Here is a 16,729-nt window from a genome sequence, read left to right on the forward strand (position 1 = left end):
GGTTTCACCTCCGTTACTGTTGCGTTTCATGTCTGGTCACTGTAAGGGTATAGACTCTTTTCCCGTTTTTGCTTACGGTCACTTCCATATGTCCCGGCCCGGTTATGTCTGCCCTTACATCAAAAACAGTCCTCTCTTTTTCACAAGGATTGCCGGACTGATCAAAGCCCATTGTATAGCCGTCGGATTCTTCCTCCTGCCCATAAGCCTGAAACTTTTTTTCAAGTCCCTCCGGACCCTCTGCTTTCCAGACCTCTGCTACACTTTGGGCGATCAGAACGCCCTGGTTTAAATCCGCTGCCTCCCGGCTCATAACATCCGCTTTTACAAATGTTTTTATACAGATGCCAGCGCAAAGGATAAAGAAAAAAACAACGGCAATCATCTCCATCATAAATACGCCTGAGGGGTGTTTCCTATTCATCATCCGCCCCTCCGCTTCTTAAGGAAAGCCAGAGGCTGCCTCCGCCTTCCATCTCCGTTTTTATATGCAGAAGCCTTCCCTCTATCTCCATGGAAACCGGGCTGCATTCCAGAATCTCATTTCCGTCTCCAACTCCCAGTCCGCTTTCTTCGTCTGTAAATAACTCCCACAGCCTGCCATCCTGGTAATAAATAAGGGTCATATAAACCGAATCCTGTATCTCCTGTTCCAGCTTAAGGACAGAGATCCCGGCCATCTCTGTAAGAGAAACCCGGCCGTTTTCATCCCCTTGCCTCACCTTATTGGCTATGTAACTTAAGGCTATATCCTTTTGATAGGTATTCTCCGCTCTGGCATTGATATTCTCATAGACTTTGCCTCCGATGAGCACCGAGAATAAAGCGCAGAGCACAAATACAAGAAACAGCAGTATGGTAAACAGAGCATTGGCCATCTGACCTCTCTGATATTCTTTTCCGCTCACTTGCCCACCTCCCGGTTATCGTTCATGGGGATTGACCGTAATATCCGGCATAAAGTTTGAAGCAAAGCCGCTGTAAAAAACATCATACCGGTTTCTGTCAATCTGAATCCCATAATTTTCTTCCAGATATTCCACGTTTGGCGGATATCTTCCCTCAATGGCATAGCACTGCACCGAAGTCCTGCGTATGGCATCCCGAAGGGTATCAGCTCCCTTTGCATCGGCTTGTCTCGAAAAGAAGAGAGTCCCTGAAACAAAAAGAGCAACCGCACATGCAAAAGCCAGCAAAGAGAACAGCTGACCAAAGACCTCCCCGGGAGACTGTTTCCTTTTCATCATCAAGCCGCCCCCTATCCGATCGCCGATAAGACACTGACAAGGGGAAGCATGACGGAAAGAAGCACCAGCCCCACTGCAACGGCAAGCACTGCCACCACCGTAGGTTCAAACCGGTTGACCATATGTTCCATGGCCGTGTCTGCTTCGTCTTCATAGCTTTTGGATATTTCATCCATAACCCGATCCAGTTGTCCGCTTCTGGTACCTACCTTTATCATCTGCGCATAGAAGCCGTTAAACAACCCGGTATTCTTCATAGCGGTATAATAATCGGTTCCATCCTCAAGCTCTTTTGCGCACTGCCTGATCTTTTCTTCCACTGCCTGATTCTCAACCAGCTGCCCAGCCAGCTCCATCCCCTTTTCCAGCTCCAGTCCGCTGTGAAGAGTCAGTGCAAGGACCGCGGTAAAGCGCCGCTTGGATATTGCAAGAGCCATGCGGCTCCTTTTTTTTATCCAGTGGATCAGCCGCTCCGCAACCAGAAGCTTTTTCCCCTTCCTGCCAAGAAGCCACACCAGGACAGCAGCGAGGGTCAAAAGAATCCCAAGTACCAGGGCAACTGCACAGAATACGCCTCCAAGCCTTGTTGCAGCAAGAGAAACCGGCGACATCTCTGCCCCCAGCTGTTGGTATACCTGTTCAAATATGGGCATAACTTTGGCAAACAAAACCAGAAGAACCACCAGAAGCATGAAAATCATGATGATGGGGTATGTAACTGCATTCCTGATGTTTTTCATGAGGATATGCTCTTTTTCATAATATCCGGCCAATGACTCCATGATCTGATCCAGGGTACCAGTCTCTTCCCCCAGCTTTGCCATCCGAATCACATAGGCTGGATAAAAGCCTGTATTCTCCAGTACTTTTGAGAAAGGAACCCCAAGCTCAGCCTCTTCTGCCATCTGCTTAAGAATTTGTTTCTCTTCCTCCCATACAGAATCCTCCGCCATAACAGACAATCCCTCATCAAGAGGGATCGCCGAATGGAGAAGAATTGATATTTGAAGGCAGAAAGCGGAAAGTTCCCTTGCGGAATATCGCTTTTTCGCTTTCATTTTCATCTGTCGTATCTCCTTTTAATGAAGTTCTTTAGTATGTATATTTCGCCTTATAATTGGAACTGTTTGTGATATATTGCTGTATGGACGGATCACTGCCTCCGGAGGATGCAAATGTTGGGTCCATAAGCTTCCAGTCATATCCGTCAAAATAGATGATATTATCCACCCAGCCCTGGCCTTCAATATAAACATTGACCCATGCATGATAAAGGCTGCCTGTATAGCCCACCACAAGCTTTGTGGGGATATTCTGGGAACGCAGCATGGCAGTCATAACTGCCGCATAATCAAAACAGATTCCCTTTTTCTGAGACAGCACCTGATCTACATCAGGCAGATAGCCGGACTGGACAGAGCTTGCCAGTGCCGTATCATAGGTAAAATTCTTTACAACAAAGTTATAAACATTGGTGACTACACCAATGGCATCAGGTGCGGAAGCCGCAAGCTCCTCCCCCTTTTTTACCACCGCACTTCCGGAAGTAAAGTTCACATACTGATTGGGGTATAGAAACGGCTCAAACTGATCTGATAGTGTTACCTTGATATCGCTGCTGGATTTTATGGCGTACTGGTTCCCCTGTACCTGTTCTAAAACCCGGACCGTATAGTTTCCGTTTCCTTCTGTAAGAGGAAATACCTCATAGGAAGATCTGGCATTTAAATCATAGGAATAAGTCTCGCCTCCGTTTTTTATGACCTGTACTTTTATCTTGGATGAATTACCGCTATACTGGACCATCACATAGCCATGACTGGCGTTTGATGCATCCACCAATGCCGTACCGTTTCCATAGGTAACCGTTCCCGGAGCCTGAGGGGTTCTCACATTGCTCCCGGAAGGTTTTGAATAAAGAGGAACTGCTTCATCCTCGATGCTCACTACGGTCTTCCACTCAATACTTTCCTCTGTACTGTCTGCCGCAGCAATATTACTGCCAGAAACAAATCCGCCAAAAGAAAACAGGATCGCTGCGCAAGCAGCCGCCATAACCGTACCATTCTTATTTATGATCATCACTCCTCATCTATTATCCCAAACGTTGTCTTACAATCTCATAAGCCAGCACACCTGCCGCTACAGAAGCATTTAGAGAATCAATATCCCCCTTCATGGGTATGGATGCCACCATGTCACAGGTTTCTTTGATCAATTTTCCTACGCCGCTTCCTTCGCTGCCGATTACAAGGCCGATCGGCCCTTTTAAGTTAACCCGGTACATCACATCTCCATCCATATCGGCACAGACAAACCACATTCCCTTTTTCTTTAATTCTTCCATGGTCGCTGTGAGATTGGTAACTTTAGCAACAGGTGTATAATTAAGCGCCCCTGCCGATGTCTTTGCAACGGTTGCAGTAAGACCAACAGCCCGGCGCTTAGGGATGATAACCCCGTGGGCTCCTGCTAAATTTGCCGTACGGATGATCGCTCCCAGATTGTGAGGGTCTTCAATTCCGTCTAACAGAAAGAGGAAAGGAGGTTCTCCCTTTTCTTCCGCCGCCTTTAGCATATCTTCCACCTCTGCATATTCATAAGCTGCAGCATGGGCAATCACGCCCTGGTGATGCCCTTCTTCAGACATCTGGTCCAGGCGCTCTCGTTCTACAAAATTAATGATGGTGTCTTTCTTTTTTGCTTCCCTGATAATGGACTGGATGGGGCCATCCTGGACTCCCTTTTGCACATACAGCTTATCAATGGTTTTTCCGGAACGGAATGCCTCCAACACGGCATTCCTTCCCTCTATGGTAAATTCCTCTATCATTCCAGTTCTCCTATTCGTTCAAGTCCTCTTCCTACCAGGGTGACCAGACGGTCTAAATTGCCATTTAAATACAGGTAACCGCACAGGGCTTCAAATCCGGTAGCAGTCCTGTAATCGGCAACAGTTGCGTGTTTTGCGGTTGTCACAGATTTCGCATTGCGTCCCCGCTTGTATGTTGCCACCTCTTCCGGAGTTAAGTCCTCGTCTTCAAGAAGCCGGCGGATAATCTCCGCCTGCGCTCCTGCGTTCACCAGCCTTGCACTCTTCTTATGCATATTATTCACCTGAGTGCTTCCATGGTTCATCACCTTTGTCCGCACGATCAGTTCATAAACCGCATCGCCGATATAGGCGAGTGCCAGCGGGGAATAGGTTTTCACATCCACTTCTTTTAGTTTTAACGTATCCTTAAAAAAATCAGAAAACGCTTCCACTGATGTTATATTCTCTTCCATTTTACACCTTCCCTGGTGTCCTCCAGAACAATGCCCTTTTCTAAAAGTTTTCCGCGGATTTCATCGGCAAGGGCAAAATTCTTGTCTTTTCTGGCCTGCTGCCTGCCTGCGATCATGGTTTCAATTTCGTCATCCAGGATCTCTTCTTCCTTTTCCGTAATGATTCCAAGAACATCGCACAGCCTTTCGATGCTTTCCTTTAAATAAGTTACATATTCTTTGGAGCTGTCTTCATTTGTGGTGGAATTGCTTAATTTTACCAGCTCAAAAACAGCGGAAATGGCATCTGCCGTATTAAAGTCGTCATCCATGGCAGCCTCATATTTAGAAACCAGCTCCTGTACGGCATTTTTGTCTTCATGATCAAGAAATTTTTCTGTCTTTGCAGAAGCTTCCAGATCCTTTAATTTATCAATTGCAGTTAAAATTCTTTCTAATCCGTTCTTTGATGACTCCATCAATTCGGCGCTGAAATTAATAGGGCTTCTGTAATGAGCACTCAGCATAAAGAAACGCAGAACTTGTAAGTCATATTTTTCACTGATTTCTCTGACAGTGAAAAAATTGCCCAGAGACTTGGACATCTTTTTATTGTCAATGTTTAAGAAACCATTGTGCATCCAGTATTTTGCGAATTCTTTTCCATTGGCAGCCTCACTCTGGGCGATCTCGTTCTCATGATGAGGAAAGATTAAGTCTTCTCCTCCTGCATGGATATCGATCTGATCTCCAAGATATTTCCTGGACATTACGGAACACTCAATATGCCAGCCAGGCCGTCCTTCGCACCATGGAGATTCCCAGTAAGGCTCTCCTTCCTTTTTCGGCTTCCAGAGCACGAAATCGGTGGGATCCTCTTTTCCGTCTTCACCGGTCACCTTAATCTCACGGAAACCAGACTGCAGATCATCCAGATTCTTATGGGACAGCTTTCCATATTCCTCAAAGGAACTGGTACGGAAATAAACCGTTCCATCTTTCGCCGCATAGGCATGACCGGAAGCAACAAGCTTTTGGATCATTTCCAGCATACCGCATATTTCCTCTGTTGCTAACGGGCTTTTGGTTGCCGGCTTTACATTCAGCCCTTCCATATCCTTTTTGCATTCATCAATATAGCGCTTAGAAATGGTGTCCGCATCTACGCCCTCTTCAATGGCCTTTTTAATGATCTTATCATCAATATCGGTAAAGTTTGAAACAAAGTTTACCTCATAGCCCTTATATTCAAAATATCTCCGAACCGTATCAAATACGATGATGGGTCTTGCGTTTCCAATGTGAATATAATTGTAAACCGTTGGCCCGCAAACATACATCCGAACCTTTCCAGGCTCCAGGGAAACGAATTCCTCTTTTTGTCTGGATAATGTATTATAAATTTTCATAGTCTCTTCCTTTCCTCTTCTTATTTCCCGCAGCCTCCGCAGCAGCCTTTGCAATCAGCAGCCATGATCCTGTCGTCATAACAGTAATCGTTCATGGAGGTTAACAGAACTATGGCCTGTGAGGATATCCCCTCTCCCATTCCGGTAAAGCCAAGTCCTTCTTCTGTAGTAGCTTTTACATTGACCTTTCCTTCGGTCAGTTTCAAGGCCTCCTCAATGTTTTGTGCCATAGACCGCCGATAGGGAAGAAGCTTTGGTTTTTGAGCGATGACCGTAGCATCGATGTTCTCGATCACATATCCCTGTTCTTCCAAAAGTCCGCCTACGTGCTTTAAAAGTTCAATGCTTGACACTCCTTTATACTTGGGATCCGTATCCGGGAAATGTTCTCCGATATCTCCCAGAGCTGCCGCACCTAAAAGAGCATCTATCACTGCATGGACCAGCACATCTGCGTCAGAATGGCCCAGAAGTCCCTTTTCATAAGGAACCTTTACGCCGCCAAGAATCAAATCTCTTCCTTCTGCTAATTTATGCACATCATATCCCTGTCCAATCCTCATAATTCTCCCTTTCCTCTTTCCTGCCCATGGTATTTGGGCATAATGGTATACCCGCAGGGTGTTTCTTCTATAATATATACATTTCTATACAATCATACGCAACTTTTTGCCAATACAACGAAGCTGTACATCGTTTTGACAAAAACAGCTTTCTCCATCTACATGAACTGCCATTGGACGATCCATATGAATCATAATCTCCTCGCAGGTATAAAACCTGACGCCTCTGTGTAAGGACTTTCTTCCCATAAGGGCACGAATCAGCACAGGGATCAGCTTCCTTTTATTCCCGCTGTTCATGACACAAACAGATAACTGTCCATCTTCAAAGTTTGCTTCCGGCGCAAATTTAAAACCGCCGCCCTCGTAGGGGTGGATGTGGACGGATATAAAATAAGCGTGCCCAAACTCAATCTTCTGGACCCCGTTAAGGAGAATATAACCTTTTGAGGGCTTGGCAAGAATCAGCTGTTTGATTCCTATGAGAAGATAGGTGAGCTTCCCAATGCAAAGCTTACGGAACAGTCCCTTTGACTTTGAATATAAGATGTTATGACAAACGGCCGCATCCATTCCAATCCCTGCGCTAACCATAAAACGGCGGTGGGCTATTTCCCCATCACCATAAGATAAAACTCCGTAATCCATGAGTTTATAATATTTTGGATGCAATATTTTCTTTAAGCAACGGACCGGATTCTTAGGAAGTTTTAAGCTTCTTGCCAGATCATTACCGGATCCGGCAGGAATATACCCAAATGTAACAGAACCGCAAAAGCAAAGCCCATCCAGGATTTCATTTACAGTTCCGTCTCCACCTACTCCTATGATAACGCTTGATTCTCTGCAGCCTTCTGTCAGTTCCCTGGCAAACCGATTGGCATCCCCAGGCTTTTCCGTAAGAAATGCCTGATATTCCACATGACTGGCTTTTAACACTTGTTCTAATCTTTTCCAAACGTTTCTTCCCCGTCCGCCGCGTGAGTTCGGGTTTACAATAAAATAGTACATGGAATCCCTCCACCTTTTACTATTTGTAAGTATATCATAAAACAGAAAAAATGAATATAAGAAAATAGAAAAAGGAATCCGCATCTGTCGAAATATGAAAAACCCTGTAATTTTTCAATTACAGGGTTTTAATCGTAGCGGAAGGGAGATTCGAACTCTCGACACCACGGGTATGAACCGTGTGCTCTGGCCAACTGAGCTATTCCGCCATATTCAATTCTACAGATAAGTGTTTTTACTTATCAATGGGACCTACAGGGCTCGAACCTGTGACCCTCTGCTTGTAAGGCAGATGCTCTCCCAGCTGAGCTAAGATCCCAGTACTTTTCTAGGTCAGGAGCTTGTTTTTTTCTTTCGTTCCCGACTGCTTCATTAGTATAATATTAATTGTATTAATTGTCAACACTTTTTTGTCAATTTTTTTCATTTTTTCCTGTCTCTTTTAAAAACCTTGATTTTCCGGGAATTTCCACCTTTTTTCACCCCCTGCCTTTATTCTCCATGGAGGATATCAAACAGCTCCTGATAATAGGATTTATAAATACTTCCCTTTCTCCATATGAATGTAAAATCATGGGTCAGCTGAAAATCTTCCAATTCAATCCTTTTTAAAACACCCCTGTCTAACTCTTCCTTAACAGCAGCTTCATATAAAAAAGTAACACCCTGCCCTTTTGCCACCATTTTCTTCATGGCGCCAATGTTGCTGATTTCCATTATATTTGGAAAGTCATGGAGCAATAAATTCTTCCCTTCCAGGTAACGTTCAAAGACATACCTGGTTCCGGAGCCAGGTTCCCGGATAAAGAGTCTTTCCCCAAGAAGATCCTCCACTTTTATAATCTCCCTGCAAAACTTATAATCAGGTGCACAAACAGCCGCAAACGGCTCTGTAGTAAAAACCAGAAAGTCGTATTCCTTTTTCTGGAAAAATCCCTCCACCAGAGCAAATTCAATCTCGCCGTCATTCAATTTTCCAAGCAGCTCTCTGGTATCCCCAACTACCATCTGAACCTTTGTCCCAGGATAAACATGAAGATATCTCGTCAGTGCTTCTGGCATCACATACTCTCCTATAGTCATGGTAGCACCAAACACCAGCCTTCCGACTATTCCTGTTTGCTGCTCCATGATCTTCTTCAAATGCAGTTCATCGTCCTTCATGGTTATGGCAGCGGATAAAAAGACTTTTCCCGCCTCCGTCAGATTCACTTTTTTTCCATTGTATTCAAACAATCTGACTCCATATCGGTTCTCTAAATAATGGATATGATGGGATACCGCAGGTTGGGTGATATGAAGTTCACTAGCTGCCTTTGTAAAGTTCATATAACGGCACACCGCTAAAAAAGTATCGATCCGAAAGTCCAGCATGAGATATATTCCCCCTTTCATTGCTTCAATAACCATAACATACTTTTATGATATTATAAATATAAATAATTTTATTTTATTATTATTTTCAAATATAATAAAGCCAAATCAAAAAGGAGGATTTTACTCATGAAAAAATACGCCTCAGGCGTTCTACTCTGCCTTATTATATCCGCTCCCGCATGGTTTTTAGGAAAAGCCTTTCCAGTCATCGGCGGCCCTGTGTTTGCGATCCTTATCGGCATGGCAATGGCCCCCTTTGTAAAAGGGAAGGATTTTTTACGTCCAGGAGTGACTTTTACTTCAAAAAAAATCCTGCAATATGCTGTGATTGTCCTTGGATTCTCCATGAACCTTGCCACAGTTGTTCAAAAGGGAAGGGAAGCCCTACCGATCATCCTGGCAACCATCACCACGTCTCTGGTGATTGCATTCATTCTGTCCCGGGCATTGAAGCTTCCCGGCAAAACTTCTATCTTAATCGGCGTGGGCTCGTCCATCTGCGGAGGTTCCGCCATTGCCGCAACTGCTCCGGTTATTGACGCCGATGACAGTGAGATCGCCCAGTCCATTTCCGTCATCTTTTTCTTCAATATCATAGCCGCTCTGCTTTTCCCGGCTTTGGGATCTGCTTTGGGACTTTCCAATGAAGGCTTTGGACTGTTTGCGGGAACCGCCATTAACGATACCTCTTCCGTAACGGCAGCCGCTTCCGCCTGGGATGGCATGCACGGCAGCAACACCCTGGAAGCAGCAACCATAGTAAAACTGACCAGAACCCTGGCCATCATTCCTATCACCCTGTTTTTAGCATGCTACCGGACTGGAAAAGAGAAGAAAGCTTCCGAACGCTCCATCTCCATTCAGAAAGTTTTTCCTACCTTTGTACTCTTTTTCCTGCTGGCTTCCATAATCACTACTGTTTTTCCTATACCTGTAAGTATTGTCAGTTCATTAAAAGACTTAAGCAAGCTGTTTATTATCATGGCTATGGGAGCCATTGGAACCAATACGGATTTAATCAAGCTGATACGGACAGGCAAAAAACCTCTTTTATTAGGTTTTTGCTGCTGGCTTGGAATCTCTGTGGTAAGTCTGGTCCTTCAAGTAGTCCTTGGAATCTGGTAAAAACAGGTTCATATCTTATAGAATTAAGACGGCCAGGAAACATAGATCTTGTTTTCCTGGCCAACCTTATTTATTCATCTTTTTTCAAATACACGGTCTTATTATTATTTTTATTTTCCCGGACCTCCAGCTGTCCAATGCTGTGGACAAATTTTGAGAAGGTGGAATACCCGTAATCTTTTACCTTGAAATCAGCAAACTTCCGATGTATGCCATTTCCCAGAGCCGCCAGTTCCATACCGTTCTTTCCGCTGCCCTTTACCAGACCAACTGCAAAATCATCTAACTCCTGCTTTTTGGTACGGTTATCCTTCATTCGAACAGTTACCACATTGTTGGATTTTTTAAGCTCAAAACCGCCCATTTCCTCCAAAAATTTGGAAAGGGAGCTGTAGCCGTAATTTCTCACGTCAAAATCAGAGTATTTTTTCACAAGGCGGTTGCCGATCTCTCCCAAGCCTGTCGCCTTATTTTTGTCTTCATTTTCTAAAAGAATTGAAGTGATATCCTGATCGATCACCTCTTTTCCTATGGCGCCTCCTCCAGTACCATCCTCTTCCTGATCAAGGAGGACCTCAAGATTAGTAAAAACCGTACAGGCCGCCCGGAACGATTTGGGAGTCTTATCCTCCCCCATTCCGATGACTTCCTTGCCGGACTCCCGAAGTCTGCTGGCTAAGCGGGTGAAATCGCTGTCACTGGATACGATGCAGAATCCATCTACATTGTCCGTGTAAAGCAAGTCCATAGCGTCAATAATAAGGGCGGAATCGGTTGCATTCTTTCCTACGGTATTGGAGAATTGCTGGATTGGGGTGATCGAATTCTCCAAAAGCTCCATTTTCCATTTTCCCATCTGGGAGCTCGTCCAATCCCCGTAGATCCTTTTGTAAGTAATAACACCGTAGCGGGTCATTTCATCCAGAATACTTGTAATATACTTTGCGGAGATATTATCCGAATCAATCAATACTGCAAATTTCTTGTCACTCAACACTCTGCTCTCCCGTCTTTTTAATTTTCTTTTTATGTCAATTCGATTCTGCATTTCCATTATATTTCATTTTTCTAATTATTACAATATCATTACAGTGGTTAAAATGGGAGAATTTTTGTAACGTATTTTCCTCTATTTCAACCATACTAAAGAAGAAAGCTCAATGAATCAATGAAACACGAAGAAAGGAGCGTTATTATGAATTCATGTGAATGTGGCACAACAAAGGCCAATCTTGCTACACCTACAAAAACAGTTCAACTGGGTATTGCTACGATTCCCATGCAGCCCTGGGAACAACCTTATGATCCGCAGACAGCTTTAAAACATGGGACTATTTTCCCATCCCTTAATCTTCCTTTTTACGTAACGGGAGGTGATCAGTAATGGCAGATCAAAAGGCTCTTTTAAAGCAGATCACAGAAGTAAGCTTTACTGTTAATGATTTAACATTGTATTTAGATACCCATCCGGTGGATGAAAATGCATTAACAGCCTTTAAGCAGGCTATGGAACAAAGAAAACAACTTTTAAAAACCTATGCAGAAAACTTTGAACCTCTAACCATCAACTGTGTCTGCCCTGATACCAACAACAAAACAGAAACAAATACAAAATATGCAGGTCAAAAGCATTTTACCTGGGTAGACGGACCGCTGCCTTGGGAAGGAGGTAACTTATAATGTGGAATTATGAAAAGAGATTGCAGTTCCCTGTAAATATCAAAGAAACATGCCCGAAAACAGCCTCTCTCATTATCAGCCAGTTTGGCGGACCTGATGGAGAGCTGGCAGCTTCCATGCGATATCTTTCCCAAAGATATTCCATGCCATGCAAGGAAGTGGGAGGACTATTAACAGACATTGGTACGGAAGAGCTTGGGCATCTGGAGATGATCTGCTCTATCATTTACCAGCTGACGAAAAATCTGACTATCGAACAGGCTAAGACTGCCGGGTTTGATGCTTACTATATTGACCATACAACAGCTCTCTGGCCTATGGCGGCAGGCGGAGTTCCATTTAATGCCTGTGAATTCCAGTCCAAGGGTGATGCCATTACCGATTTGATCGAAGACCTGGCAGCCGAGCAGAAAGCAAGGACAACCTATGACAACCTCATTCGGATCATACCGAATCCTGATGTCAGAGAACCTTTAAAATTCCTACGGGAAAGGGAAATCGTGCATTTCCAGCGGTTTGGCGAAGCTCTTGAAAATATCAAATCTAATTTAAATCCTAAAAACTTTTATTATTATAACCCGGAATTTGATAAGCAATTTGTCAAATCCACAATGCAATAAAAAAATGCTGGGACAGGTTACCTACTTGCCCCAGCATTTTTTACTTATTTTTAATTTTAGCAATATCAATCAGAGTCAGTTCTTTGGCTTTGTTTTCCATACTGGTCACTAAGGCTGCTGCCGTATCTAAAGAAGTTAAAACCGTTACACCGGTCTCAATGGCATTTCTTCGGATTACAAATCCATCCCTGCTTCTGTCCGCCCCTTGAGTCGGCGTATCAATGACCAGATCGATCTCATGGCCCAGGATTAAGTCCAGCAGGTTTGGCGATTCCTGTTCCAGCTTGCGCACCATAAAAGCTTTTATCCCATGATTGTTAAGCACCCTTGCCGTTCCTGATGTGGAAAATATCTTGTATCCCTGAGCCTGGAATCTTCTGGCGATGTCAATGACCTCCTCCTTATCGGAATCCTTCACGGTTATGATCATGTTTTTATGCCTTGGAAGCTTGATTCCTGCTCCTGCAAACGCCTTGTAAAGAGCCTCATTAAAGGTCTTTGCTATCCCTAAGCACTCTCCGGTGGACTTCATCTCCGGACCCAGGCTAACATCGGCGCCCCGAATCTTTTCAAAGGAGAATACCGGCATTTTTACAGCGATATAATCTGCTTCCGGCGAAAGTCCGGGTTCATATCCCAGCTCCCTGATGGAATGTCCGCAGATGACCTGAGTTGCTAAGGGAACGATGGGAATCCCGGTCACCTTGCTGATATAAGGCACGGTACGGGAAGACCGGGGATTCACCTCTATGACATATACATCTTCTCCGCTTACAATAAACTGAATGTTGATCATTCCCTTAACGTGCAGGGCTCTGGCAAGCCTTCTTGTATACTCCACCAGCTTTTCCTTTACTGATTCACTTATGCTCTGAGCCGGATATATGGAAATGCTGTCACCGGAATGAACGCCGGCTCTTTCTATATGCTCCATAATCCCGGGAATTAGAATATCCTCACCGTCGCAAACCGCATCCACTTCGATTTCCTTACCTGGGATATATTTGTCTACCAAAATGGGGTGATCCTGTGCGATCTGGTTGATGATCCCAATAAATTCGTCAATATCCTGGTCAGAGATGGCAATCTGCATGCCCTGGCCGCCCAACACATAGGAAGGCCTTACTAGCACCGGATATCCAAGCACTCCTGCTGCCCTCTTGGCTTCTTCCGCCGTAAATACCGTCTGGCCCGCAGGTCTTGGGATCCCGCAATCCTCCAGGATCTTATCAAACAGCTCCCGGTCCTCTGCCGCATCTACATCAGACCCTGCTGTTCCCAGAATGGGAACTCCCATCTTGCTCAAAGCCTCCGTCAGCTTAATGGCTGTCTGGCCGCCGAACTGGACCACCGCCCCATCAGGCTTTTCCATGTCAACGATGCTCTCCACATCCTCCGGGGTAAGGGGTTCAAAGTACAGCTTATCTGCAATATCAAAGTCCGTACTAACGGTCTCCGGATTGTTATTGACTATAATCGTTTCATAACCTTCCCTTCGGAAGCTCCATGTACTGTGAACCGAACAGAAGTCAAATTCAATTCCCTGTCCAATGCGGATGGGGCCGGAGCCAAGAACCAGCACCTTCTTTTTTCCTGTTGTTTTTATGGCTTCATTCTCACTTCCAAAGCAGGAATAATAATAAGGAGTTTCAGCAGCAAATTCGGCGGCACAGGTATCCACCATTTTAAATGCGGCTGTAATGCCGTTATCTTTTCTCATGCGGCTGATTTCTTCCAAAGGAATTTTAGTCAGCCTGGAAATGACTGTGTCCGGAAATTCAATCCGCTTTGCTTCCTTTAAGAGATCTAAAGTAAGAGGCCCATTTCTAAGGGCTTCTTCCATTTCCACAAGAATTGCCAGCTTATCAATAAACCACACATCTACTTTTGTAATGTCATGGATCTGTTCATAGGAAAAGCCTCTTCTTAATGCTTCGGCAATGACCCAGATCCTTCGGTCATCCACAAGATGAAGAGTTTCGGTCAGTTCTTCGTCCGTAAGTCCTGTAAAGTCATAGGACATCAGACTGTCTACATGCTGTTCCAGTGAACGAATGGCCTTCATAAGACCGCCCTCAAAATTGGTGCAAATGCTCATGACCTCACCGGTGGCTTTCATCTGGGTCCCTAAGTTTCTCTTGGCACTTAGGAATTTATCAAACGGAAGGCGGGGCATCTTGACGACACAGTAATCTAACATCGGCTCAAAGCTGGCGTAGGTCTTCTTTGTCACCGCATTCTTTATCTCATCCAGGGTATAGCCCATTGCGATTTTTGCCGCAACTTTTGCAATGGGATAACCGGTTGCCTTGGAGGCCAGAGCCGAGGAACGGCTGACCCTGGGATTTACCTCGATCACGCAATACTCAAAGCTTTCCGGGTGAAGGGCATACTGAACGTTGCAGCCTCCTGTGATTCCCAGTTCGCTGATGATCCTTAAGGCAGAAGTACGGAGCATCTGGTATTCTTTATCCCCCAAGGTCTGGGAAGGAGCCACCACAATGCTGTCACCGGTATGAACGCCTACCGGGTCGATGTTTTCCATATTACATACGGTGATCACGTTGCCCGCGCCGTCACGCATCACCTCGTATTCGATCTCCTTCCAGCCTGCAATGCAGCGTTCCACAAGAACCTGTCCTACGCGGGATAAACGAAGTCCATTTTCCAGGATCTCCCGGCACTGCTCCGGATTATCAGCAATTCCTCCCCCGGAACCTCCTAAAGTATAGGCGGGACGAAGCACCACAGGATATCCGATCTTTTCAGCTACCTTTAGGCCGTCCTCCACATGTTCGACAATATCAGAGGGTGCCACCGGTTCGCCGATCTTTTCCATGGTCTCTTTAAACAGCTCCCGGTCTTCCGCCTTTTTAATGGTAAGAGCCGTGGTTCCAATCAGGCGTACATGATGCTCTTTTAAAAATCCCTTATCGTCCAGTTCCATGGCGAGGTTTAAGCCTGCCTGCCCGCCAAGAGTTGGTAGGACGCTGTCCGGTTTTTCTTTTAAGATGAGCTGTTCCACCACCTCTACGGTCAAGGGTTCAATGTAAACCTTATCTGCAATATCCTTATCCGTCATGATGGTCGCCGGGTTGGAGTTTAACAGGACCACTTCGATCCCCTCTTCTTTCAGGGAACGGCAGGCCTGGGTTCCGGCGTAATCAAATTCTGCTGCCTGGCCGATGATAATAGGGCCGGAGCCAAGAACGAGCACTTTTTTAATATCCTGATTCTTCGGCATTATTTTCCCACCTCCATCATTTTTATAAACCGGTCAAATAAGTAGCTGGAATCCTGGGGACCCGGACAGGCCTCCGGGTGGTACTGCACGGTAAATATGTTTTTGTTCGTATATTTCAGTCCCTCATTGGTCCCGTCATTGACATTGATAAAGGCCGGAACCGCCACTGCCGGATTGATGGTATCCACATCAACCACGTATCCGTGATTCTGAGAGGAGATATAAACCCGTCCGGTTTCTAAATCCTTTACCGGATGATTGCCGCCCCTGTGGCCGTATTTCAGTTTATGGGTATCCGCTCCTGTTGCAAGGGCCATGAGCTGATGCCCCAGACAGATGGCAAAAATCGGCACATCGGATTGGTATAGTTTCTTTATTTCTTCAATAATTTCCACACATTCTTTGGGATCACCAGGCCCATTGGACAGCATGATTCCGTCAGGACGGGCAGCGAGGATTTCCTCTGCTTTTGTCGATGCCGGGTAAACCGTTACCTCACAATCTCTCTCCTGTAAGGAGCGGGCAATATTCTTCTTAGCTCCAAGGTCCAAAAGGGCCACCTTTTTCCCGCTGCCGGGAAGAACATATTTCTCCCTGCAGGTAGCCTTCTCCACCACACCAGTCACAGAGTATGTTTTCATACGCAAAATGACTTCGTCAAGATCAAAACTATCATTTGTAGTGATCATGCCGTTCATGGTTCCTTTTTCTCTTAGAATTTTTGTTAGGGCTCTTGTATCGATACCACTGATACCTGGAATGTTGTGTTCATTTAAGAAATGCTGAAGGGTATCCCCGCTTCTAAAATTGCTGGGAATTCTAGATAATTCTCTGACAATGTAGCCATCCGGCCAAGGTTTTAATGATTCCATATCTTCATGACAAATACCGTAATTACCAATCAGGGGGTAAGTCATCACAACCGCTTGCCCCGCATAGGAGGGGTCGGTTAGGACTTCCAAATAACCTGTCATGGAAGTATTGAAAACGATCTCACTGATCACTTCCCGGGTTGAACCAATGCTCGATCCTGTAAACACAGTACCGTCTTCCAGTATTAAAAAAGCTTTCATACGCAAGTCCTGTCCTTTCTTTGATATTGCTCATTGCATGTCTGAGCATGAATGCCCAAATTGAATAGATTATACATGATGCCGCGACATTTTTCAACTGTTTTCTTCTTATA

The 16,729-nt window shown here is 45.0% G+C and carries 18 protein-coding genes and 2 tRNA genes; 4 read left to right on the forward strand and 16 right to left on the reverse strand.

What is annotated here, in order from left to right:
- Positions 1-13: 13 nt before the first annotated feature.
- The 13 genes from ACHZES_RS07450 to ACHZES_RS07510 form a co-directional block, all read right to left on the reverse strand.
- A complete protein-coding gene (locus ACHZES_RS07450; protein WP_330372848.1) occupies positions 14-427 on the reverse strand; it encodes a hypothetical protein in 414 nt (137 codons plus the stop codon).
- A complete protein-coding gene (locus tag ACHZES_RS07455) occupies positions 417-908 on the reverse strand; it encodes a DUF4860 domain-containing protein (protein WP_395548384.1) in 492 nt (163 codons plus the stop codon). Before ACHZES_RS07455 ends, ACHZES_RS07450 begins: the two co-directional genes overlap by 11 nt.
- Before the next feature lie 15 nt (positions 909-923).
- The gene (locus ACHZES_RS07460; RefSeq protein ID WP_038279310.1) at positions 924-1,244 is read right to left on the reverse strand and encodes a hypothetical protein; all 321 of its coding nucleotides are present in this window, start codon (positions 1,242-1,244) and stop codon (positions 924-926) included.
- A 14-nt stretch (positions 1,245-1,258) separates the two neighbouring features.
- Complete coding sequence (locus tag ACHZES_RS07465; protein ID WP_395548383.1) at positions 1,259-2,311, reverse strand: type II secretion system F family protein; 1,053 nt, start codon at positions 2,309-2,311, stop codon at positions 1,259-1,261.
- Between the two features lie 28 nt (positions 2,312-2,339).
- Positions 2,340-3,323: a transglutaminase family protein gene (locus tag ACHZES_RS07470; protein ID WP_395548466.1), complete on the reverse strand. Its 984-nt coding sequence runs from the start codon at positions 3,321-3,323 to the stop codon at positions 2,340-2,342.
- Positions 3,324-3,342: 19 nt separating this feature from the next.
- Positions 3,343-4,080: a 23S rRNA (guanosine(2251)-2'-O)-methyltransferase RlmB gene (rlmB, locus tag ACHZES_RS07475; RefSeq protein ID WP_038278864.1), complete on the reverse strand. Its 738-nt coding sequence runs from the start codon at positions 4,078-4,080 to the stop codon at positions 3,343-3,345.
- Positions 4,077-4,535 (reverse strand): Mini-ribonuclease 3, encoded by a 459-nt coding sequence (locus tag ACHZES_RS07480; protein WP_038278866.1) that lies wholly within the window; start codon positions 4,533-4,535, stop codon positions 4,077-4,079. The genes rlmB and ACHZES_RS07480 overlap by 4 nt, the downstream gene beginning before the upstream one ends.
- The gene (gene cysS, locus ACHZES_RS07485; protein ID WP_395548382.1) at positions 4,520-5,923 is read right to left on the reverse strand and encodes a cysteine--tRNA ligase; all 1,404 of its coding nucleotides are present in this window, start codon (positions 5,921-5,923) and stop codon (positions 4,520-4,522) included. The genes ACHZES_RS07480 and cysS overlap by 16 nt, the downstream gene beginning before the upstream one ends.
- 20 nt (positions 5,924-5,943) lie before the next feature.
- Positions 5,944-6,486, reverse strand: a complete 543-nt coding sequence (gene ispF, locus ACHZES_RS07490) for a 2-C-methyl-D-erythritol 2,4-cyclodiphosphate synthase (RefSeq protein ID WP_038278868.1) — start codon at positions 6,484-6,486, stop codon at positions 5,944-5,946.
- Between the two features lie 84 nt (positions 6,487-6,570).
- A complete protein-coding gene (locus ACHZES_RS07495; RefSeq protein WP_154521649.1) occupies positions 6,571-7,497 on the reverse strand; it encodes a diacylglycerol kinase family protein in 927 nt (308 codons plus the stop codon).
- Between the two features lie 135 nt (positions 7,498-7,632).
- Positions 7,633-7,706, reverse strand: a tRNA-Met gene (locus ACHZES_RS07500).
- Positions 7,707-7,743: 37 nt separating this feature from the next.
- Positions 7,744-7,816: transfer RNA gene (locus ACHZES_RS07505), tRNA-Val, on the reverse strand.
- A gap of 173 nt (positions 7,817-7,989) precedes the next feature.
- A complete protein-coding gene (locus ACHZES_RS07510) occupies positions 7,990-8,871 on the reverse strand; it encodes a LysR substrate-binding domain-containing protein (RefSeq protein WP_395548464.1) in 882 nt (293 codons plus the stop codon).
- Positions 8,872-8,991: 120 nt separating this feature from the next.
- Between ACHZES_RS07510 and ACHZES_RS07515 the strand changes: the two genes are divergently transcribed.
- Positions 8,992-9,999: a YeiH family protein gene (locus ACHZES_RS07515; RefSeq protein ID WP_395548462.1), complete on the forward strand. Its 1,008-nt coding sequence runs from the start codon at positions 8,992-8,994 to the stop codon at positions 9,997-9,999.
- Between the two features lie 70 nt (positions 10,000-10,069).
- Here the strand turns inward: ACHZES_RS07515 and ACHZES_RS07520 are convergent, their stop codons facing one another.
- Entirely contained in the window at positions 10,070-10,993 is a 924-nt protein-coding gene (locus ACHZES_RS07520; protein ID WP_395548381.1) for an NYN domain-containing protein, read from the reverse strand.
- 201 nt (positions 10,994-11,194) lie between these two features.
- Between ACHZES_RS07520 and ACHZES_RS07525 the strand changes: the two genes are divergently transcribed.
- The 3 genes from ACHZES_RS07525 to ACHZES_RS07535 are packed head-to-tail and all read left to right on the forward strand — an operon-like array spanning position 11,195 to position 12,299.
- Complete coding sequence (locus ACHZES_RS07525; protein WP_089992659.1) at positions 11,195-11,383, forward strand: spore coat associated protein CotJA; 189 nt, start codon at positions 11,195-11,197, stop codon at positions 11,381-11,383.
- The gene (locus ACHZES_RS07530; protein ID WP_089992655.1) at positions 11,383-11,679 is read left to right on the forward strand and encodes a spore coat protein CotJB; all 297 of its coding nucleotides are present in this window, start codon (positions 11,383-11,385) and stop codon (positions 11,677-11,679) included. Before ACHZES_RS07525 ends, ACHZES_RS07530 begins: the two co-directional genes overlap by 1 nt.
- Positions 11,679-12,299, forward strand: coding sequence for a manganese catalase family protein (locus ACHZES_RS07535; protein ID WP_154521657.1), 621 nt, complete (start codon positions 11,679-11,681; stop codon positions 12,297-12,299). The genes ACHZES_RS07530 and ACHZES_RS07535 overlap by 1 nt, the downstream gene beginning before the upstream one ends.
- 40 nt (positions 12,300-12,339) lie before the next feature.
- Here ACHZES_RS07535 and carB read toward each other — a convergent pair whose 3' ends face one another.
- Positions 12,340-15,543, reverse strand: a complete 3,204-nt coding sequence (gene carB, locus ACHZES_RS07540) for a carbamoyl-phosphate synthase large subunit (protein ID WP_395548380.1) — start codon at positions 15,541-15,543, stop codon at positions 12,340-12,342.
- Complete coding sequence (locus ACHZES_RS07545; protein WP_395548379.1) at positions 15,543-16,616, reverse strand: carbamoyl phosphate synthase small subunit; 1,074 nt, start codon at positions 16,614-16,616, stop codon at positions 15,543-15,545. The genes carB and ACHZES_RS07545 overlap by 1 nt, the downstream gene beginning before the upstream one ends.
- Positions 16,617-16,729: the final 113 nt, after the last annotated feature.

The organism is Lacrimispora sanguinis (assembly GCF_044987295.1).
GTDB lineage: Bacteria > Bacillota > Clostridia > Lachnospirales > Lachnospiraceae > Lacrimispora > Lacrimispora celerecrescens_B.

What these genes read in the sequence shown, in the direction of transcription:
- ACHZES_RS07535 (WP_154521657.1), top strand. Translation starts at nt 11,679, where the DNA reads ATGTGGAATTATGAAAAGAGATTGCAGTTCCCTGTAAATATCAAAGAA.
- carB (WP_395548380.1), bottom strand. Translation starts at nt 15,543, where the DNA reads ATGCCGAAGAATCAGGATATTAAAAAAGTGCTCGTTCTTGGCTCCGGC.
- ACHZES_RS07450 (WP_330372848.1), bottom strand. Translation starts at nt 427, where the DNA reads ATGATGAATAGGAAACACCCCTCAGGCGTATTTATGATGGAGATGATT.
- ACHZES_RS07480 (WP_038278866.1), bottom strand. Translation starts at nt 4,535, where the DNA reads ATGGAAGAGAATATAACATCAGTGGAAGCGTTTTCTGATTTTTTTAAG.
- ACHZES_RS07525 (WP_089992659.1), top strand. Translation starts at nt 11,195, where the DNA reads ATGAATTCATGTGAATGTGGCACAACAAAGGCCAATCTTGCTACACCT.
- cysS (WP_395548382.1), bottom strand. Translation starts at nt 5,923, where the DNA reads ATGAAAATTTATAATACATTATCCAGACAAAAAGAGGAATTCGTTTCC.
- ACHZES_RS07495 (WP_154521649.1), bottom strand. Translation starts at nt 7,497, where the DNA reads ATGTACTATTTTATTGTAAACCCGAACTCACGCGGCGGACGGGGAAGA.
- ACHZES_RS07465 (WP_395548383.1), bottom strand. Translation starts at nt 2,311, where the DNA reads ATGAAAATGAAAGCGAAAAAGCGATATTCCGCAAGGGAACTTTCCGCT.
- ACHZES_RS07530 (WP_089992655.1), top strand. Translation starts at nt 11,383, where the DNA reads ATGGCAGATCAAAAGGCTCTTTTAAAGCAGATCACAGAAGTAAGCTTT.
- ACHZES_RS07545 (WP_395548379.1), bottom strand. Translation starts at nt 16,616, where the DNA reads ATGAAAGCTTTTTTAATACTGGAAGACGGTACTGTGTTTACAGGATCG.
- ACHZES_RS07510 (WP_395548464.1), bottom strand. Translation starts at nt 8,871, where the DNA reads ATGCTGGACTTTCGGATCGATACTTTTTTAGCGGTGTGCCGTTATATG.
- ACHZES_RS07460 (WP_038279310.1), bottom strand. Translation starts at nt 1,244, where the DNA reads ATGAAAAGGAAACAGTCTCCCGGGGAGGTCTTTGGTCAGCTGTTCTCT.
- rlmB (WP_038278864.1), bottom strand. Translation starts at nt 4,080, where the DNA reads ATGATAGAGGAATTTACCATAGAGGGAAGGAATGCCGTGTTGGAGGCA.
- ispF (WP_038278868.1), bottom strand. Translation starts at nt 6,486, where the DNA reads ATGAGGATTGGACAGGGATATGATGTGCATAAATTAGCAGAAGGAAGA.